20 protein-coding genes and 1 riboswitch are annotated in these 18,099 nt (G+C 47.6%); of the genes, 12 read left to right on the plus strand and 8 right to left on the minus strand.

What is annotated here, in order from left to right; genetic code table 11:
• Positions 1-65: 65 nt before the first annotated feature.
• Both GNE05_RS05870 and GNE05_RS05875 read right to left on the minus strand, forming a co-directional pair.
• Positions 66-1,907 (minus strand): bifunctional homocysteine S-methyltransferase/methylenetetrahydrofolate reductase, encoded by a 1,842-nt coding sequence (locus GNE05_RS05870; RefSeq protein ID WP_160182554.1) that lies wholly within the window; start codon positions 1,905-1,907, stop codon positions 66-68.
• Between the two features lie 89 nt (positions 1,908-1,996).
• Positions 1,997-2,118, minus strand: a riboswitch (SAM riboswitch).
• Between the two features lie 100 nt (positions 2,119-2,218).
• On the minus strand, positions 2,219-2,710 hold the full coding sequence (locus GNE05_RS05875) for a YajQ family cyclic di-GMP-binding protein (RefSeq protein ID WP_014417389.1): 492 nt from the start codon (positions 2,708-2,710) through the stop codon (positions 2,219-2,221).
• A 99-nt stretch (positions 2,711-2,809) separates the two neighbouring features.
• On the opposite strand from GNE05_RS05875, the gene GNE05_RS05880 reads away from it, so the two are divergent.
• The 4 genes from GNE05_RS05880 to GNE05_RS05895 all read left to right on the plus strand — a co-directional run bounded on the left by GNE05_RS05880 (position 2,810) and on the right by GNE05_RS05895 (position 7,883).
• Positions 2,810-3,706 (plus strand): CvfB family protein, encoded by an 897-nt coding sequence (locus GNE05_RS05880; protein ID WP_170936341.1) that lies wholly within the window; start codon positions 2,810-2,812, stop codon positions 3,704-3,706.
• A gap of 170 nt (positions 3,707-3,876) precedes the next feature.
• The gene (locus GNE05_RS05885; protein ID WP_072177114.1) at positions 3,877-4,854 is read left to right on the plus strand and encodes a BMP family lipoprotein; all 978 of its coding nucleotides are present in this window, start codon (positions 3,877-3,879) and stop codon (positions 4,852-4,854) included.
• Positions 4,851-6,500, plus strand: a complete 1,650-nt coding sequence (locus GNE05_RS05890) for a methyl-accepting chemotaxis protein (RefSeq protein WP_128496557.1) — start codon at positions 4,851-4,853, stop codon at positions 6,498-6,500. The genes GNE05_RS05885 and GNE05_RS05890 overlap by 4 nt, the downstream gene beginning before the upstream one ends.
• Positions 6,501-6,632: 132 nt before the next feature.
• Complete coding sequence (locus GNE05_RS05895; RefSeq protein ID WP_061862063.1) at positions 6,633-7,883, plus strand: CYP152 family fatty-acid peroxygenase CypC; 1,251 nt, start codon at positions 6,633-6,635, stop codon at positions 7,881-7,883.
• Between the two features lie 49 nt (positions 7,884-7,932).
• Here the strand turns inward: GNE05_RS05895 and GNE05_RS05900 are convergent, their stop codons facing one another.
• Together GNE05_RS05900 and GNE05_RS05905 are read right to left on the minus strand one after the other, a co-directional pair.
• The gene (locus GNE05_RS05900; RefSeq protein WP_003155105.1) at positions 7,933-8,055 is read right to left on the minus strand and encodes a hypothetical protein; all 123 of its coding nucleotides are present in this window, start codon (positions 8,053-8,055) and stop codon (positions 7,933-7,935) included.
• 48 nt (positions 8,056-8,103) lie between these two features.
• Positions 8,104-8,955 (minus strand): DegV family protein, encoded by an 852-nt coding sequence (locus GNE05_RS05905; RefSeq protein WP_045207102.1) that lies wholly within the window; start codon positions 8,953-8,955, stop codon positions 8,104-8,106.
• A gap of 125 nt (positions 8,956-9,080) precedes the next feature.
• Here GNE05_RS05905 and GNE05_RS05910 point away from each other — a divergent pair, with 125 nt between their 5' ends.
• Together GNE05_RS05910 and GNE05_RS05915 are read left to right on the plus strand one after the other, a co-directional pair.
• Positions 9,081-9,923: a YitT family protein gene (locus tag GNE05_RS05910; RefSeq protein ID WP_007610547.1), complete on the plus strand. Its 843-nt coding sequence runs from the start codon at positions 9,081-9,083 to the stop codon at positions 9,921-9,923.
• 14 nt (positions 9,924-9,937) lie between these two features.
• Positions 9,938-10,399 carry a BsuPI-related putative proteinase inhibitor gene (locus GNE05_RS05915; RefSeq protein WP_160182555.1) on the plus strand — a complete coding sequence of 154 codons (462 nt, stop codon included), beginning with the start codon at positions 9,938-9,940 and terminating at the stop codon, positions 10,397-10,399.
• Positions 10,400-10,435: 36 nt separating this feature from the next.
• Here the strand turns inward: GNE05_RS05915 and GNE05_RS05920 are convergent, their stop codons facing one another.
• From GNE05_RS05920 to GNE05_RS05925, 3 genes are all read right to left on the minus strand, one after another.
• Positions 10,436-10,633 (minus strand): DUF3813 domain-containing protein, encoded by a 198-nt coding sequence (locus GNE05_RS05920; protein ID WP_003155097.1) that lies wholly within the window; start codon positions 10,631-10,633, stop codon positions 10,436-10,438.
• Positions 10,633-10,782, minus strand: a complete 150-nt coding sequence (locus GNE05_RS20945) for a hypothetical protein (protein WP_003155094.1) — start codon at positions 10,780-10,782, stop codon at positions 10,633-10,635. The genes GNE05_RS05920 and GNE05_RS20945 overlap by 1 nt, the downstream gene beginning before the upstream one ends.
• 85 nt (positions 10,783-10,867) lie before the next feature.
• Complete coding sequence (locus tag GNE05_RS05925) at positions 10,868-11,680, minus strand: Cof-type HAD-IIB family hydrolase (protein WP_061861339.1); 813 nt, start codon at positions 11,678-11,680, stop codon at positions 10,868-10,870.
• 120 nt (positions 11,681-11,800) lie between these two features.
• Here GNE05_RS05925 and GNE05_RS05930 point away from each other — a divergent pair, with 120 nt between their 5' ends.
• On the plus strand, positions 11,801-12,568 hold the full coding sequence (locus GNE05_RS05930) for a prolyl oligopeptidase family serine peptidase (protein ID WP_007409140.1): 768 nt from the start codon (positions 11,801-11,803) through the stop codon (positions 12,566-12,568).
• 62 nt (positions 12,569-12,630) lie between these two features.
• Positions 12,631-12,939 carry a metal-sulfur cluster assembly factor gene (locus GNE05_RS05935; RefSeq protein WP_003155088.1) on the plus strand — a complete coding sequence of 103 codons (309 nt, stop codon included), beginning with the start codon at positions 12,631-12,633 and terminating at the stop codon, positions 12,937-12,939.
• Between the two features lie 108 nt (positions 12,940-13,047).
• On the opposite strand, the gene fosM is transcribed toward GNE05_RS05935, so the two are convergent.
• Complete coding sequence (gene fosM, locus GNE05_RS05940) at positions 13,048-13,491, minus strand: FosM family fosfomycin resistance protein (RefSeq protein WP_014417395.1); 444 nt, start codon at positions 13,489-13,491, stop codon at positions 13,048-13,050.
• 185 nt (positions 13,492-13,676) lie between these two features.
• On the opposite strand from fosM, the gene GNE05_RS05945 reads away from it, so the two are divergent.
• From GNE05_RS05945 to argJ, 4 genes are all read left to right on the plus strand, one after another.
• The gene (locus GNE05_RS05945) at positions 13,677-15,113 is read left to right on the plus strand and encodes an FAD-binding oxidoreductase (RefSeq protein ID WP_160182556.1); all 1,437 of its coding nucleotides are present in this window, start codon (positions 13,677-13,679) and stop codon (positions 15,111-15,113) included.
• Positions 15,110-15,652: an MFS transporter gene (locus GNE05_RS05950; protein ID WP_003155082.1), complete on the plus strand. Its 543-nt coding sequence runs from the start codon at positions 15,110-15,112 to the stop codon at positions 15,650-15,652. The genes GNE05_RS05945 and GNE05_RS05950 overlap by 4 nt, the downstream gene beginning before the upstream one ends.
• 167 nt (positions 15,653-15,819) lie before the next feature.
• Positions 15,820-16,857 carry an N-acetyl-gamma-glutamyl-phosphate reductase gene (gene argC, locus GNE05_RS05955; RefSeq protein WP_160182557.1) on the plus strand — a complete coding sequence of 346 codons (1,038 nt, stop codon included), beginning with the start codon at positions 15,820-15,822 and terminating at the stop codon, positions 16,855-16,857.
• Positions 16,858-16,879: 22 nt separating this feature from the next.
• The gene (argJ, locus tag GNE05_RS05960; protein ID WP_063095706.1) at positions 16,880-18,097 is read left to right on the plus strand and encodes a bifunctional ornithine acetyltransferase/N-acetylglutamate synthase; all 1,218 of its coding nucleotides are present in this window, start codon (positions 16,880-16,882) and stop codon (positions 18,095-18,097) included.
• The last annotated feature ends 2 nt before the right edge of the window (positions 18,098-18,099 follow it).

Raw genomic sequence — 18,099 nt, forward strand, 5'->3', positions numbered from 1 at the left:
CTTGATTCTTTTTCTGTATCGTACCATGAAAAAGCCGCCTGTCATATCAGGCGGCCTCTTCCGCGTCAATGCAAATATACATCAGCCCGCTTTTCATCCTTTTGCTTAATATAAGCTGCAAGCTCTGACGTCAAATCAGAACGGAGAAACGGGGTGATTAAATAAATTCCGTTAAACAGTTCGCACGCCGTGTCGAGAATCGACTTGGCGATGGCGAGGCCTTCGGCTTTCTGCTTCCGCTTGTCTTCGCCGGCGAGCGCCATTTTTTCGCGGATGCTGTCTGACAGCTTAATGCCCGGGATTTCATGATGGATGAACTCTGCGTTGCGGCTGCTCGTTAACGGCATGATTCCGATATACACCGGTGTTTTGAGATGCTTCGTTTCATGATGAATGTCAATGAGCTGCTGCTCCGAGTAGACAGGCTGGGACACGAAGTAGTCAGCTCCGCACTCGATTTTCTTCTCCAGCCGTTTTACTGCTTTATCAAGGTGGCGGACATTCGGATTAAATGCTCCGGCTACGGAAAAGTTCGTTTTCTTGCCGAGCGGTTTCCCTGATAAAGAAATGCCCTCGTTGAATTGTTTAATCAGCCTGATCAAGTCAAAGGACGTTAAATCATAGACGGAGGTAGCCCCCGGAAAGTCGCCGATTTTTGAAGGATCACCCGTGATGGCTAAAATGTCGGTGAGCCCGAGCGTATCCAGCCCCATTAAATGTGACTGAAGGCCGATGATGTTGCGGTCTCTGCATGTAATGTGAACGAGAGAACGGATATCAAGGCGCTCTTTCAGCAATGAACCGCAGGCTGCATTGCTGATCCGCGGTGTCGCCAATGAATTGTCGGCGAGCGTCAGCGCTTCTATGCCGGTTTCTTTTAATTCAGCCGCCGCTTGCAGAAATTTGTCAAAATTCAATTTTTTCGGCGGATCAAGCTCTACGATAATTGACCGTTTTTGAGCGGCGATTTCGTTTAAACCAGGCTCGGTCCGTTCATTACGGACTGAGATGACTTCCTCTTCCCGTCTGATTTTCACTTCTTTATCAGTGACGGGAGAAAGTCCGCGGACCGCTTCAGCCATGGCTCTGATATGGTTTGGCGTCGTACCGCAGCAGCCGCCGATAATGCGCGCCCCCTGAGTGCGGAACTGTACGGCGCTCTCCCGGAAATAGGCATCGTCCGTATCATAAACAAGCCGGCCTTCTTCTAAAGACGGAAGGCTGCTGTTCGGATAGACCGATAAATAAGCGTCATGGAAAATCGGCACTTCGGTGAGCGCTTCAATCATGTGGTACGGGCCGAGCCGGCAATTGATTCCCGTTATGTCAGCGCCGAGATCGGCAATGGACCTGAGGGCTTCCCGAAGCGGCGTTCCGTCCTGCAGCACGCCCTGTTCGTGCATGGATACGTTCAGCATAATCGGAAGTTCCGTTTCTTTTCTCGCGATCTTCAGCACTTCGCGGGCCTCTTCTAAATCATAGTATGTTTCCAGAAGCAGACCGTCCGGCTCTTCGTGCAGCAATAAATAAAGCTGCTCCCGAAAGCTGCGTTTAATCTCCTCCAGGCTGTAGGCGTTTTTGTTAAAGGTGCGGATGCCGCCCATCGTTCCCAATACATAAGCGCCGTCTGAGGAAGCGCGCGCGATTCTGACCGCCTCCTGATTGATTTTTTTCGTTTCATCCTCAAGTCCGTATCTTGAGAGCTTAATAAAATTCGCGCCGTACGTATTTGTCTGGATGATGTCTGCCCCGGCTTCCACGTAAGCCTTATGTATCCGCTTGATTTCTTCGGGCTTTGATACGTTCAGTTCCTCAAAACATCTGTCAATGCCGTAGGAATAGAGGAGAGTGCCCATCGCACCGTCTCCGATTAAAATCCGTTCTTCTAAATCTTGTAATAGTCCCATTGTTTGCCTCCTTCATCACATTCAGCAAGGAAAAAAGAGAAATAAAAAAAGTCTTCTTAAGAAGAAGACTTTGTAATCATTTGTCTCTCTTCTTATCTTCCAAGCTGTTTTTAGCTTGCTGGATTTAGCACCTTGGTCATGGTTTGGATAAACCACTACACCGGTTGCTGAAGCGTCGTCGGGCCAGTCCCTCGGCTTCTCTTGATAAGAACGTTCATGTAATTGTCATGGGTTTCCAAAACTTAACTGTGAAAATCCCTTTCTCCAAATTTACCGAAAATAGAGACAATAATCAATAGGAATCACATAATTTATCTAAAATTAATAAATTGAACGTCAATCGGCAGGTCTGCTCCGCGGACGGCTGCGATAATCTGCTGCAGATCATCTTTATTTTTTCCGGTGACGCGCACTTGGTCGTCCTGAATCTGCGACTTGACCTTCAAGCCGGAATTTTTAATCACCGCGTTGATTTTTTTGGCGTTGTCTTTATCAATGCCCTGTACAAGCTTCGCGCGCTGGCGCACCGTGCCTCCAGTTGCATTTTCGATTTTGCCGTATTCAATGTTTTTCGTCGGCACGTCCCGTTTGATCAGCTTGCCGCTCAGCACATCTTTGAGCTGATTCAGTTTAAACTCGTCATCAGAAATCAGGACAAGTTCTTCCTTTTCTAACTTCACATCGCTTTTCGATCCTTTAAAGTCATAGCGCGTGCCGATTTCTTTCAGCGTCATCTGAATCGCATTCTGCACTTCGGGAAATTCAACTTTGGATACAATATCAAAAGAACTTTCTTTTGCCATGAGAAAACCTCCTATAACATTTCACTTATGAGTTGATTATAGTAGAATAAAGAGAAATGTCCAACAGCATAAAGCATGAATTTATGCATATTGGAAAAAATGAGAAAAACATCAGCCTCATACGGGCGAATCAGGAAGGACGATAACATGAGACCAGGGCAGCAGCTCACGCTTAGTATAGATCACCAAACCGATTTCGGTTATTTTTTAACTGACGGCGAGGATACGGTTCTTTTACATAACAGTGAAATCACAGAGGATATCGAAGACAGAGATGAAGTGGACGTATTTATTTACGTCGATCATCAGGAAAGACTCGCGGCGACGATGAAAAAGCCGCTCATCAGCTTTTATGACTACGGATGGGTGGAAGTGACGGACGCTGTGGAAGATATGGGCGTATTCGTCGACGTCGGTCTGTCAAAAGACGCGCTCGTCGCAACGGAGCACCTGCCTCCGTACAAATCCGTCTGGCCGCAAAAAGGAGACAGACTGTATTGCATGCTGAAGGTGACAAGCCGCGGGCGCATGTTTGCCAAACCGGCGCCTGAGGATATCATCAGTGAATTATTTACGGATGCAGAGGAAGACGTCATGAATAAAGACCTGACAGGCACGGTGTACAGACTGATCGCATCAGGCTCTTTTCTGATTACCGATGAAGGCATCCGCGCGTTTATTCACCCTTCAGAAAGAAAAGAAGAGCCGAGACTCGGCAGCCGCGTGACAGGGCGTGTCATCGAGGTAAAGGAAGACGGCTCCGTCAACATGTCCCTGCTGCCGAGAAAGCAGGATGCGCTTTCGGTTGACGCGGAAGAAATTCTGACCTATCTGAGATCAAGAAACGGCGCGATGCCTTACGGAGACAAAAGCCATCCTGACGATATCCGCGAACGGTTTCATTTAAGCAAAGCCGCCTTTAAGCGGGCGCTCGGGCATCTGATGAAAAACGGCAAGGTCTATCAGGAAGACGGCTGGACATACGAAAAACAATAAATGTTCTGCAAAAACATCGGTGAACCAAAACCGATGTTTTTTATTTTCTCAAAAGCTGCTATATTCCTCATTTGTTTAACACCCTGCCGAACATACATATTTTATTGAAATAAAATATTCTGACATCCGAACCGATATATAACTATAGAAAAAACAAAAGGAGAGTTTCAATGAGAAAAATGGCGATATTTGCGGCTGTACTGCTGCTTGCGCTCAGCACGGCGGGATGTGCCGGCAAATCTGAGGAAACGGCGGCCGAAAAAACGAAAACAATCGGCATCATGCTGACAGACAACGGCCTCGGCGACCAATCATTTAATGATTCAGGCTTTCAAGGTTTGATGAAAGCGAGAGACGAGCTCGGCATCACATTTGATTACCGGGAAATAAAAGATACCGGTACATACGAAAAAGGACTGACCCAGCTTGTCCGGGAAGGCAATGATCTTGTTGTGGGGCTCGGTTACAGCATGCAGGCGGATTTAGAAAAGGTCGCCAAAAAATATCCGAAGCAGCGGTTTGTGCTGATTGATTCCGTATCAGACCTGGATAATGTCACCTCCGTCACGTTTAAAGAGGATGAAGGAAGCTTCTTAGCCGGAGCGCTGGCGGCTATGACGAGCAAAACCGGCACGATCGGATTTATCGGCGGTTCAGATGCCGACGTCATTAAACGGTTTAAAAAAGGCTATCTGAAAGGCGCGGAATCAGTCAAACCGAAAATCCGCGTGCTGTCGGACATCAGCGGTACGTTTGATGATGATAAGCTCGGGAAGCGCATCGCCCAAAACATGATCCGAAAAAAAGCCGATGTCCTGTTTACGGCGGCCGGCTTCACGGGCGTCGGCGCACTGAAAGAAGCGGAGGCGCAAAAAGTATACGCCATCGGTGTTGACAGCGATCAATATTACACCGCCGAGCACGCCGTTATCTCTTCTTTAGTGAAAAATGTCGACCATGTCATCTATGAATTGGCGAAAGATTTAAAAGACAACAAGGAGATCAAAAGCGGTGAGATCGTTTACGGACTGAAGGAAAACGGCATGGAATTAGCCAAGATCAGAGTTGTCAAAAACGCAGGCGGGCTGGCGAAAAAGATCACGGATATGAAAAACAGCCTGATTGAAAAAGGAGGCGATCTGAAGTGACATTACGGACAAGGCTGCTCGTTAACGCAGCCGTTACGATGATTTGCTTCGCCGCCGTCATCGGCTTTACCATCGTAAACATGATGAAGATTCAGGCTTCAAATGAAGATGAAGTGGACGCGCTGTTAAACGTCCAGGAAGCAAAAGCTGACCTTAATACGTTAAAAGAAAGCATCACCGACTATTCCTATACGCTCGCAGACGCCCAGAAAGAAGATGTGCGAAGCTATATGAAAAGCAGCTCAGACAAACTGGCGGCGCTCGAAAAAACGATGACGGACGATGCGGACAAAGCCGCTTATGACAAACTCGCCAAAAAATACGAATCGTGGCAGGCGGAGGCGGACGCTGCTCTTGATTCGAAAAGCCCGGCTGAAGCGACAAGGACGGCGGCCCGCATCAACGGTCTTCTGAATGATATTTATATGCTGAATCTGAAAAGCCGGGATCACTATGAAGACATGCAGAAGCATACGGCTGACCAGATTCAGTTTATCGTTTACAGCGCAGCCGTGCTGACCATCGTGATACTTGCCGTCACCGTCATATCTTCCATCAGGCTGACGAGGAGAATTGCAGGGCCGATACGCCGCATGGCTGAAAATGCCCGTCGTATTGCGGGAGGGAACCTTGCTGTTGAAATGCTTGATTATAAAGGGAAAGACGAACTGAAAGAGCTGAATGACTCATTCGGAATGATGGCTGAACAGCTCCGCACCTTAATTCAGGCGATCGGAGAGGTCGGCCGTGAAGTCGAGACGTTTGCGGAAGGTTTGACGAAGGAAAACCAGACGCTGAAGGACATGACCGAGCAGGTGTCCGTGTCGACGGAAGAAATGGCGCAAGGCTCCCAAACCATTTCAGAAGATCTGCAGCATGCGGTGCAATTCATTGAACAAATGGATGAACATTCAAAGGCGAACGCCGAACGTTCAAAACAAACGACGAGAAGCAGCGAAGAGACGATTGCGGCGGTGGCTGCGGGGCGCGGTGCTTTAGCCGAGACCAAGCAAGCCATTGATAAAAGCAATGAGACATCAAAAGAGATTTCCAAAGCCGCCGATCTCTTCATAGAGCATGCGGCAGGCATCAGTATGATGGCGCAGACCGTTTCTGACATTGCGGGCCAGACCAATCTGCTGTCATTAAACGCCGCAATCGAGGCGGCCAGAGCAGGCGAGGCCGGAAAAGGATTTGCCGTCGTTGCCGAGGAGATACGGAAGCTCGCAGACGGATCAGCTAAAGCGACCGCGCAGATTTTCGATATGGTAAAGCAAATTGAAGACGGCATCACATCTATTACCGGAGCTGTCACGACCGGCGTCGCTTTAGCGGACAGACAGCAGGAGCTGATGGAGAAAACATCAGAATCATTCGTCCATATTGAACAAAAAGCCGCCCATATTAAAGCGGAGCTTACTCAATTGGACGGACGGATCATCGAATCGAAACAGCTTGGTGAGCAAGTGCTGCATCATGCCGAAAGCATCAGCGCCGTCGTTCAGGAAACGGCTGCAGGAAGCGAAGAGATTTCTGCCTCCGCGCTTGAGCAGCTGTCTTCTTTTCATAAAATGGCGGAAAGCGTCAATAATCTGGTGAGCCTGACAGAGCGGTTAAACGATCAGGTCCGCCGGTTTACTTTGTAACGGGCTTTTGCCCCGCCCCTGATTTTTGCAGCCTGACATGAGTAACTTCTGAATGAAACACAAATACTGAATATACATGTGTTTATATTTATTCTTTTTCGTGAAAGGTGAAAAAAGAAGGGAGGAATCGGGATGGATGAACAAATTCCGCATGAAAAGGGTCTTGATAATAGTCTGGCTTTATTACGCGATGGTTATGTATTTGTGAAAAACCGAGCGGAGACTTATCGCTCAGATGTGTTTCGCGCCCGTTTATTAGGGAAGACATTCATTTGTATGAGCGGAGCGGAAGCCGCAAAGCTTTTTTATGACACAGAACGATTTCAGCGGCAGCAGGCCCTCCCCAAACGGGTGCAGAAAACGTTATTCGGAACAGGGGCAATCCAGGCAATGGACGGTGAACGGCATAAGCACAGGAAGCTTCTATTTATGTCGCTGATGACGCCGCCCCGGCAAAAACGGCTTGCGGAAGCGGTGGCAAAACAGTGGAAAGCATCTGCGGAAATGTGGGAGGGTTCAAACCGAATTGTCCTTTTTGATGAAGCGAAGAAAGTGCTGTGCCGGGCTGCCTGTGAGTGGGCCGGCGTCCCGCTGAAAGACTCAGAAGTGAAAGAACGGGCAGAGGATTTCACCGATATGGTAGACGCATTCGGCGCTGTCGGACCGCGTCATTGGAAAGGCAGAAGGGCGAGGCTGAAAACGGAGAAATGGATAGAGGAGGTCATTGAGGATGTGCGGTCCGGCAAGCTGCAAACGCCGGAGGGCTCAGCCTTGTATGAAATGGCTTTTCATACAGAACTTGACGGGAACAGACTTGATTCTCACATGGCTGCTGTTGAGCTTATTAATGTTCTGCGCCCGATTGCCGCCATTTCTTACTTCATTACGTTTTCAGCTCTTGCATTGCATGATTACCCTGAATATCGGGGCAAACTGAGATCGAGAGATGATCAGGAGGCCGAAAGATTTGCACATGAAGTTCGGCGGTATTACCCGTTTGCCCCGTTTTTAGGAGCCGTTGTGAAAAAAGATTTCGTATGGAAGAACTGTGAGTTTAAAAAGGGTGCTTCCGTCATGCTTGACCTATATGGGACAAACCATGATTCCCGGCTTTGGGAGAATCCGAATGAATTTCGCCCGGAACGTTTTCAGGGGCGGGAGGAAAATAAATTTGATTTCATTCCCCAGGGCGGAGGTGATCCGGCTAACGGCCACCGCTGTCCGGGTGAGGGAATGACCGTGGAAGTCATGAAAACTTCCCTTGCGTTTCTTGCCAATGAAATAGAGTACGATGTTCCGTCCCAAGATTTAAGCTTCAGCCTGTCCAGAATGCCGGCATTGCCTGAAAGCGGATTCGTGATAAGTGATGTTAGACGCATATAGAACAAAAAACAGCCCTCTTTCTTCTAAGACAAAGAGGGCTGTTTTGCTTTTACAGATGGTCCGGTTTTTTGGAATTCTGGTTTTTTCCCGCCTGCCGGTTTTTTTCGGCAAGCCGGTTCTTTTTCTGATTTACGGCGTTATTGTCCAACGGTTTTTTGTCATCATCTTTCATGCGGCAAAGCCTCCCTTCTGTCCGTTAGGATGCCCGCCCGCATTGAAATTATGGCTTCAGGAAAAAAATCGCGAGCGTGCCCGGCCCGGAGTGGGCGCCGATCGCAGAGCCGATTGAATGAAGAATGATCTCTTTCGGATGGAACGCTTCTTCAATCATTTCCTTCATCCGAAGCGCCGTCTCTTCATTATCTGCATAGCTGATTCCCACGGTTTGATCCGCCCAATCGCCGCCTTCTTCCTTCATCATTTCTATAATCCGTTTAAACAGTTTCTTTTGTCCGCGCAATTTTTCGAGCGGCACGAGCCTGCCGTCATCCACATGCAGAATCGGTTTGATGTTCAAAAGCCCCCCGACAAAAGCGGACGTTTTTGAAATTCTGCCGCCCCGCGCGAGATAAGCGACATCATCGACCGTAAATATATGTTTCATCCGTGCGCAAAAGCTCTTTACAGACGTTTCGATTTCTTGTATTGTATTCCCGTTAACACAGAGTGTTTGCGCGTGCATCACCGCGAGGCCGCAGCCCAATGAAGCGCATTTGGAATCTACAATCCGTAAATCAAAATCGGGAAATTCCTCTTTTACTTCATTGGCGATCATTACGGCCGTCTGATAGGTGCCGGAAAGACCTGAGGAAAAGGCGACGTATATCGCCGGTTCTCCCAGTTCCGCATATTGTAAAAATACTTTTTTTATCGTATCCGGTGATGCCTGGGATGTTTTCGGAACTTTCCCGTCCCGCATCGCTTGAAATATATGATCCGCCTGAATGGTGACCGCGTCCTCATATTCGTTTCCGTCAAGTGTTACGTGCAGCGGAATGAACCCGATCCGGTTTTCTTCAATATAAGATTTCGGCAGGTCAGAGGCGCTGTCAGCAATAAGGTGAACTGTCATCATAATTCCCTTCTTTCCGATTGGTGAGAGTGATGCCAACTATATCATATAAATGTGGCAAAATAGTGTTCAAAACTTTGTTTTAAGGGAAAAGCTAATAATGAAAATGAGCGGAGGAGCAAGCCATGGTACTAGAACAAGCAAAAAAATTAGCAATCGTCGTCATCGGCGCGTTTCTGTATGCGGCGGGACTGAATTTATTCCTGATACCGGCGAATGTATATGCCAGCGGTTTTACCGGTGTCGCCCAGCTGCTGTCAAGCGTCGTTGATCAATACGCCCCCTTTTATATTTCGACAGGAGTTCTCATGTTCCTCTTAAACATTCCCATCGGTGTGTTAGGGTGGCTGAAAGTCGGCAGATCATTCACCGTATACAGCATATTAAGCGTAGCGATGACGTCCGTCTTTATGGGAATTCTCCCGGAAATGAGACTGTCGCACGATATTCTTCTGAATACCGTATTCGGAGGAGTCATCTCAGCTATCGGCATCGGTTTAACGCTGAAATTCGGCGCTTCGACAGGCGGTCTTGATATCGTGTCGATGGTGCTGGCCAAATGGAAGGATAAACCGGTCGGCACATATTTCTTCATTTTGAACGGGATTATCATTTTGACGGCAGGATTATTGCAAGGATGGGAGAAAGCATTATATACCCTTGTCGCTCTGTATGTCACAACAAGGGTGATTGACGCCATTCACACCCGCCACATGAAACTGACCGCCATGATCGTTACGAAAAAAGCCGATGAAATCAAAGAAGCGATTTACGGGAAAATGGTCCGCGGCATTACGACGGTGCCGGCAAAAGGCGCTTACACAAACGAACAGAAAGAAATGATGATCATCGTCATCACGCGGTACGAATTGTATGACCTTGAGAAAATCGTGAAAGAAGTCGACCCGAAAGCCTTCACAAACATCGTGCAAACGACGGGGATCTTTGGTTTCTTCAGAAAAGACTGATAGGAGCGGATAGAATGAAGTGGCTGTTTGGCCTGTTATTACCGGTCATTTTATTGATCGGGTGCAGCAGTCAATCCGGGCAGAAGGAGCCCGCTGAGGAGGTATCCGGAGAGATGAATGAACAGCAAGCGGAATTAGCCGTAAACCCTGTGCAGACGGATCAGCAGATCGAATTTCAAATGTCTTTAAAAAACAAAAGCGGCAGCCCGATCGAATTCACATTCAGCTCAGGGCAGAAATTCGAATTGACCGTACATGACCAACATCACAAAGAACTGTACCGCTATTCAAAAGACAAAATGTTTACTCAGGCGTTTCAAACCGTGACTTTAATGCCGAATGAAACGTATGACTTTTCAGATGTGTGGAAGAACGTGCCCGGTCCGGGAACATACACGGTGACGGTGACGTTTTTAGGGAAGTCCGATCAGATCGGAAAAAGGCTGAAAACGGTAAAAACATTTGAAGTGAAATAAAAAAGCGGCGCCCTCGTCTAAACGGGGCGCCTTTTTTTATTGCAATTTCTCCAGCTGATCCTGAAATTGGTGCAGCTGCTGACGTTCTGCATCCGTCGAATTGGCGTACGCGGAAGACACGGCGTTTTTGGCGCGTGAGACAGCTTTTTCCTGATCGCCGTCCTCGAAACCGTTAGCAATCATGACGGCCTGCTGGACAAATGACTTGGCTTGAGAAAACAGTTCGTTTCTCATTAAAAGTCAACCTGCCTTTCAGCCGAATCTTTTGCTGCATCATGCTGTGCTTCCTCTAATGTAGACCGATATGGAAATCTTGCGTCATGAAGACTGACAGAGTCCTTGCCTTGCTGAATAAACCGTTTTGATTTGTTTCGTTTACCCATTGCAATGTCCCCCTTCCATATTTAGACGAGATGAGTCGTCTGTTTTAGTATGGGCGGAAGGCTTTGTGTTATGAGCGGCAAAACCTCACAGGGAGAAATAGGATTTTAAAAATTCGGCGATTCCGTCCGCTTCATTTGATCCCGTGACGCGGTCTGCGGCCTGTTTGACTTCATCCGTGCCGTTTCCCATCGCTACGCCGCACCCGGCAAACCGGAGCATTTCAAGATCGTTGTCTTCGTCGCCGAACGCGATGATCCGTTCTCTCGGCACTTGGTAATAGTCGCTGATTTTCTTCAGGCCGACCGCTTTATTCATCCCGTGTTTAATGATTTCAATCACATGCCACGGAGCCGCCCATCTTCTGTGGTCAATGACCTCGGCGTGCACATCGGATAAATGCGCGCGTATGTCCGCGACGTCCTCTTCCTTCGCGTGAATCAATACGGACGTTACATCCTCCTTGACCGTTTCACGCAGATCGCCGAATGTGACATTCGCCGTATTCATATGAAACGCCTCAATTAAATGCTCATCATGATAATGGAAGTACACATCATCAATGACCTCAGCGAGCACATTATGTATTTGATAGGTCTCTGTAAGTTCGGCAAGCTGTCTGACCACATCGACCGATAAAGACGTGTGGTAGCGTCCCCATGATTCGTCTTTCGGGTGGTGGACAAATGCCCCGTTAAAATTGACAATCGGCGTTGTCAGCCCAAGCTCGTCATAATACATCGAACTGGAACGGAACGGGCGCCCGGTTGAGATGCAGACATGATGACCCGCTTCTTTCAGATTCTGAATCGTCCGTGCCGTTTCAGGGGAAATGGTTTTATCGTCTTTTAATAAAGTTCCATCCAGATCTAAGGCGATGAGATAAGGTTTTGTCTCCATAAATAACTCCTTTTGTCATATGATTTGCTGTTTTTCACTTATGTACAGTGTAGCTTTTTACCATCTTTATTGTCTACATGTTACACTTATGATTATGGTTATCCTAAGGAGGGAGTCAACGTGATTCTTATTGATCATCAAACCGTATCAGGCATTCCGTTTTTACATATTGTAAAAGAAGAAAATCGGGACCGTCCCGCTCCCCTTGTTTTCTTTATTCACGGTTTTACAAGCGCGAAGGAGCATAATCTTCATTTCGCTTACCTGCTTGCTGAAAAGGGCTTCAGGGCGGTGCTGCCGGAAGCTCTTTACCACGGTGAACGCGCTGAACAGCTGTCAGCAGAAGAGCTCGCCGTCCATTTTTGGGACATTGTATTAAATGAAATCGAGGAGCTTGACGTGCTGAAAAAGGATTTTGAAGCGCGCGGTCTGATTGAAGACGGGCGGATCGGTCTTGCGGGCACGTCAATGGGCGGAATTACGACATTCGGCGCGATGGCCGCGTATGATTGGGTCAAAGCCGGCGTCAGTCTGATGGGAAGCCCGAACTATACGGCGTTTTTTCAGCAGCAGATTGACCACATTCAAAAGCAGGACATCGACATTGACGTCACAAAAGAACAGGTCGATGAACTGTTTGCGCGGCTCAAACCGTTTGATCTCAGTCTGGAACCGGAAAAACTCCGGAGCCGCCCGCTGCTGTTCTGGCACGGCGTTCAAGACAAAGTCGTTCCGTATGCACCGACCCGCGGCTTTTATGAAACGATTAAACCTCATTACAGCAGCCGGCCTGACCATCTTCAGTTTCTGAAAGACGAACGGGCTGATCATAAAGTCCCGAGATACGCCGTTTTAGAAACCGTCGCCTGGTTCGATAAGCATTTATAAAGCACAAAGGTGTTAACAAAACCCGCTTTTACGTTATACTGAGGAAAAAGGAGTGATGGAACGTGGAAGAAGCATTAAAAGAAAACATCATGGGCGCCTTGGAGCAGGTTGTTGACCCTGAGCTCGGCGTCGATATCGTCAATCTCGGCCTTGTATACGACGTTGATATGGATGACGACGGCCTGACGCACGTTACGATGACACTGACATCAATGGGGTGCCCGCTCGCTCCGATCATCGTCGACGAGGTGAAAAAAGCGCTCGCCGACATTCCGGATGTAAAAGAGACGGAGGTCCACATCGTCTGGAATCCGCCGTGGACAAGAGACAAAATGTCACGCTACGCAAAAATCGCATTAGGGATTCAGTAATAAGAAAATGCACCTCGGATTTTAGGTACATCCTAAAGTTTGGAGGTGCTTTTCTTTTGTCTGCATATAAGCGACAGTGAGGGTTTGTTTTGGATCGCAAACAAACCTTTATATATAAAATTTCATATGAGGTTTATCTTTTTTGTAATAGGACAGTCTGTCTTGGAGTGTGCCTGTGTGGAATTCAAATTTATGCCCATCGGGATCAGTAAAATAAATTGACTTTTGATCTTGTTTATCTCTTGGACGCCCATTTAATATATTTACATTTAGATTTTTTAGCCGTTGATGTATTGCATCAAAATCTTTTGGATCAATTGTAAAGGCCATATGCGTATAAGATTTATGTATTTCATTTCTTGGTATATCCGCCTCTAAGTTAAGTGCAAGCCAAAGCCCGTTCAGATCAAAATATGCTGTCTTTTGCCCTTTAACCAGGAGTTGTGCATGAAATACTTTTTCATAAAATTCTATAGATCTTTCCAAATTTGAAACAGAAAAAAGAAGATGATTGATTCCTTTTATGTTTATTTTCCCCACCTCATTTAACATGTTTGTTTTAAACAATCCCTTTGGTAATACATCTGCATATATATCGATTATATACTGACTAAAAAATCATTTTAAGGATTTCTGTGTATTTTTTATGCCGTGTGTTTTCCGGTATCGGGTTAAAAAGGAAAAAAACGGACGTAAGGCATGATATAATAGACCGGCTGCATGCGAGGGAGGAACCCATGAAGAAAAAATTACTTCTCATTATCCTTAGCATTCTTGTTTATACGGCGCTGTTCGCTGTTTCCGCTTTTCACAAAGAGCCGGAGCAGCAGGCAGGGACAATGACGGATGTCAGCCGTCTCATGCCCGTGAAAATTAAGCAGACGGTCAAAGGAAAAGAGAAAGAAACATTGATCGAAACCATTAAGGAAGCAAAGAGAAAGCATCTGAAGATCTCAATCGCAGGCGCCCAGCACTCAATGGGCGGCCAGACGTATTATGAAGACGGTATCGTTCTCGACATGACGGGCTACAACAAAATACTCGGTCTCGACCGAAAGAAAAAAATCATCAGAGTGCAGGCGGGAGCGACGTGGAATGATATTCAGCGCTATGTCAATCCGTACGGGCTCGCGGTAAAAGTCATGCAATCGCAAAACATTTTTACGATCGGCGGCTCACTGAGCGCCAACGCCCACGGCCGGGATATCCGGTACGGTTCGCTGATTGATACGGTCAAATCGTTTCATCTTTTAAAGGCGGACGGCAAAGTCATCACCGTTACTCCGAAAGATGACCTGTTTTCAGCCGTCATCGGCGGCTACGGCCTGTTCGGCGTCATCCTTGACGCGGATATTGAGCTGACGGATGATGAGCTTTATGAAATGAAAACGAAACGCATGAACGCTGATACATACAGTCAATATTTTACGCAGCATGTTCAGCGCAACCCCGCCGTGCGCATGCATCTCGCACGGATCGCAACAGGGGATAAAGGCTTTTTGCGCGATATGTATGTGACTGATTACACGCTCTCAGACAATCAGAAAGAATTAAAGCAGCACAATGAACTGAAAGAAGATGAGCATCCGGCGCTGACGAAATTCGCGCTTGGCCTCTCCCGCCGGTATGACTGGGGCAGAAATTGGTTCTGGTCAACCCAGCAATCTTATTTTCTCAGCCAAAACGGCGTGAAAGTCTCCAGGAACAATGTCATGCGGTCAGAGTCGAAATTTTTGGAATATGAAAACACGGACAACACCGATGTGCTACAAGAATACTTCGTGCCCGTCGGCGAATTTGCGCCGTACATTCATGATTTACGCAAGACGCTGTCACATGAAGATCTCAATCTCGTAAATATTACGATCCGCTACGTGCAAAAAAATGAAAAAGCCGATCTGTCATACGCAAAGGAAGACATGTTTTCACTCGTTCTTTTAATCAATGAAGGGTTTTCAAAAGACGGCCAGGCGAGTGCGGCGCGGATTGTCAGAAAAATGACGGATACGGCATTGCGCCACCGCGGCAGTTATTATCTCCCGTATATGCTGTATCAAACGAAAGAGCAGATGCGCGAGGCATATCCGAAAAGCGATATGTTCTTTCAGAAAAAACACAAATATGATCCGGATGACTTGTTTATGAATTATTTTTATCAGAGGTACAAATCATGAAACACAACCATTTAAAATGGCTGATCCTGTCACAGAGCAGTGTCTTTTTTGCCGGCAGCCTGATCTTTCCGTTTTATATTTTATTTATTAAAAACATCGGTTCCAGCTACACGCAATTCGGTCTCTCATACGGCTTGTTCGGCCTGAGCGGCGCATTGATTCATCCGCTGCTCGGCCGGCTGTCGGCAAGACTGGATCCCCGCTGGTTCCTTATGGCGAATTCGTGGGGGATGGCGGTGCTTCTTCTGACGCTCCCGCACATTACCGGCGTGCACCAGGTTTATGTTGTGCAGGTGCTTTTGGGCCTGTTCGGCGCGATGCAAAAACACGGCGAGAAAATCATGATCGCCGATTACACCGACGGCGGGGAGCGGGGAAAAAAAGTCGGCAGCTATCATTTCTGGACGGCCGTATTTTCAGCTGCCGCCATTATTCTCGGCGGGTTTCTCGCTGATTTCTTTACGGTTTATATTATTTTTTACGCCAGCTCCGTGCTGTTTTTTATAAGCGGGCTGATGATGCTGAAGAAAACAGGCTGATCCGATCAGCCTGTTTTTCTTATGGAACTCCCTCGAACGAGAGGGAGTTTTTTTGTCAGCGAAAACAGATGGAAAATGAATGAAAAAATATTAAATATACAATTGAATTAATTTTTATTCATGTTATAATGTTAAATAATTTCACAAAAACCAAGAAGGTGAACCCGTTGAAAATAGGTGTTATAGGCGCTACTGGTTATGGAGGCGCCGAACTTGTCAGGATTCTTAACCATCACCCTTATGCAGAGGATTGTATATTATATTCATCGAGCGACGAAGGAAAAGAATATGCCGCTTCATATCCGCATTTGAGGAATATAGCGTCACAATCACTTCAGCCGCTTCACATAGAAACGATCCGAAACGAAATTGATGTCATGTTCATAGCCGCGCCGCCCGGCGTCTCCGGAGAGTGGTCGCCCAAGCTGGCGGAGGCGGGCATCCCGGTCATTGATCTATCCGGCGATCTGCGGATTCAAAACCCGGCCGTGTATGAAAAGTGGTATAAGCGGAAGGCCGCTCCGGAAGAAACGATTCAAAACGCGGTTTACGGTTTAGCCGAACTGCAAAAAAAAGAGATTCAGACTGCAAAGCTGATTGCCAATCCGGGATGTTTTCCGACGGCTGTGCTGCTCGGGCTCGCCCCGCTGGCGAAGAATAAGCTTTTACAAGATTCATTTCTGATTGTTGATGCGAAAACAGGCGTATCCGGCGCCGGCCGAAAAGCATCCATGGGCACTCATTATTCTGAGCTGAATGATAATTTCAAAATTTATAAGGTTAATGAGCATCAGCATACTCCGGAAATTGAACAGCAATTAGCGGCTTGGCAGCCCGGCACAGGCCCGATCACGTTTTCCGCTCATTTGGCGCCGATGACAAGGGGCATTATGGCGACGATGTATACGGAGGCTCCTCCGGGTATGTCTGCTGCACAGGTAAGAGAATTGTATTCCGAATTCTACAAAGATTCATATTTTGTCAGAATCAGGCCGGAAGGTGAATTTCCGGCGACGAAAGAGGTATACGGCAGCAATTTTTGTGATATCAGTGTCACCGTGGATGAAAGAACAAACCGTGCCACCATCGTTTCTGTCATAGATAATCTGATGAAAGGCGCCGCAGGGCAGGCGGTTCAAAATTTAAATATCATGAATGGCTGGCAGGAAGAAACGGGACTTACGATGACGCCAGTCTATCCATAGAACGAAAGAGGGATTCGAAAATATGATTCAGCTGAGTGAGGAAATCACGAAAATAAAAGGCGGCGTATCCTCGCCGAAAGGGTTTGAGGCAAAGGGCGTGCACTGCGGTCTGCGCTATTCAAAAAAAGATCTCGGAGCGATTATCAGCGAAGCGCCTGCAGTCAGTGCAGCGGTATATACGCAGAGCCATTTTCAGGCAGCGCCGCTGAAAGTGACGCAAGCCAGCCTGAAAAAAGAGGGTGTGCTTCAGGCGGTTATCGTCAACAGCGCGATTGCCAACGCCTGTACGGGAGACCAAGGATTAAAGGACGCCTATGAAATGCGGGACGGCTTCGCGTGCCAGCTCGGCATTGAGCCGGAGCTTGTTGCGGTTTCGTCAACCGGGGTGATCGGCGAGCTTTTAGACATGAAAAAAATTCAAGCGGGCATTGAACAGCTCGGTCAAGCGCCGTCCGTGTCCGGAGCATTTGAAGAAGCCATTTTGACGACGGATACAGTGACGAAACAGACGTGTTATGAACTGGTGATCGGCGGAGACATCATCACGATCGGCGGAGCGGCGAAAGGCTCCGGCATGATCCACCCCAACATGGCGACAATGCTCGGCTTTGTCACAACGGACGCGGCCGTGGAAGAACAGGCGCTCAAAAACGCGCTCAGAGAGATTACGGATGTTTCATTTAACCAAATCACCGTTGACGGAGAAACATCGACGAATGACATGGTGCTTGTGATGGCAAACGGCTGCGCGGGGAATGATTGCCTGACGGAGCAGCACCCTGACTGGCCGGCATTTAAAAAGGGGTTAAAGCTTGTATGCGAAGACCTTGCCAAAGATATTGCCAGAGACGGTGAAGGAGCGACGAAATTAATTGAAGCCAGAGTCGAAGGCGCGAAAAATAACCTTGAGGCGAATATTATCGCCAAAAAAATCGTCGGCTCAAGCCTTGTGAAGACCGCCGTTTACGGTACAGACGCCAATTGGGGGCGCATCATCGGCGCAATCGGGCACAGTGCGGCAAGCGTAACGGCCGAACAAGTGGAAGTTTTCCTCGGCGGTCAGTGTCTGTTTAAACACAACGAACCTCAGCCATTTTCGGAAACTGATGCCAAAGAGTACTTATCAGGTGATGAGATTGCGATTGCAGTCCGCCTGCAGGAAGGATCCGGCAGCGGCCGGGCATGGGGCTGTGACTTAACCTATGATTATATCAAAATCAATGCGAGCTATCGCACATAACA

This window comes from Bacillus sp. AM1(2019), assembly GCF_009906915.1.
Lineage (GTDB): Bacteria > Bacillota > Bacilli > Bacillales > Bacillaceae > Bacillus > Bacillus velezensis.

What these genes read in the sequence shown, in the direction of transcription:
- GNE05_RS05870 (WP_160182554.1), bottom strand. Translation starts at nt 1,907, where the DNA reads ATGGGACTATTACAAGATTTAGAAGAACGGATTTTAATCGGAGACGGT.
- GNE05_RS05875 (WP_014417389.1), bottom strand. Translation starts at nt 2,710, where the DNA reads ATGGCAAAAGAAAGTTCTTTTGATATTGTATCCAAAGTTGAATTTCCC.
- GNE05_RS05880 (WP_170936341.1), top strand. Translation starts at nt 2,810, where the DNA reads ATGAGAAAAACATCAGCCTCATACGGGCGAATCAGGAAGGACGATAAC.
- GNE05_RS05885 (WP_072177114.1), top strand. Translation starts at nt 3,877, where the DNA reads ATGAGAAAAATGGCGATATTTGCGGCTGTACTGCTGCTTGCGCTCAGC.
- GNE05_RS05895 (WP_061862063.1), top strand. Translation starts at nt 6,633, where the DNA reads ATGGATGAACAAATTCCGCATGAAAAGGGTCTTGATAATAGTCTGGCT.
- GNE05_RS05900 (WP_003155105.1), bottom strand. Translation starts at nt 8,055, where the DNA reads ATGAAAGATGATGACAAAAAACCGTTGGACAATAACGCCGTAAATCAG.
- GNE05_RS05905 (WP_045207102.1), bottom strand. Translation starts at nt 8,955, where the DNA reads ATGACAGTTCACCTTATTGCTGACAGCGCCTCTGACCTGCCGAAATCT.
- GNE05_RS05910 (WP_007610547.1), top strand. Translation starts at nt 9,081, where the DNA reads ATGGTACTAGAACAAGCAAAAAAATTAGCAATCGTCGTCATCGGCGCG.
- GNE05_RS05915 (WP_160182555.1), top strand. Translation starts at nt 9,938, where the DNA reads ATGAAGTGGCTGTTTGGCCTGTTATTACCGGTCATTTTATTGATCGGG.
- GNE05_RS05920 (WP_003155097.1), bottom strand. Translation starts at nt 10,633, where the DNA reads ATGAGAAACGAACTGTTTTCTCAAGCCAAGTCATTTGTCCAGCAGGCC.
- GNE05_RS20945 (WP_003155094.1), bottom strand. Translation starts at nt 10,782, where the DNA reads ATGGGTAAACGAAACAAATCAAAACGGTTTATTCAGCAAGGCAAGGAC.
- GNE05_RS05925 (WP_061861339.1), bottom strand. Translation starts at nt 11,680, where the DNA reads ATGGAGACAAAACCTTATCTCATCGCCTTAGATCTGGATGGAACTTTA.
- fosM (WP_014417395.1), bottom strand. Translation starts at nt 13,491, where the DNA reads ATGTTAAATGAGGTGGGGAAAATAAACATAAAAGGAATCAATCATCTT.
- GNE05_RS05945 (WP_160182556.1), top strand. Translation starts at nt 13,677, where the DNA reads ATGAAGAAAAAATTACTTCTCATTATCCTTAGCATTCTTGTTTATACG.
- GNE05_RS05950 (WP_003155082.1), top strand. Translation starts at nt 15,110, where the DNA reads ATGAAACACAACCATTTAAAATGGCTGATCCTGTCACAGAGCAGTGTC.
- argJ (WP_063095706.1), top strand. Translation starts at nt 16,880, where the DNA reads ATGATTCAGCTGAGTGAGGAAATCACGAAAATAAAAGGCGGCGTATCC.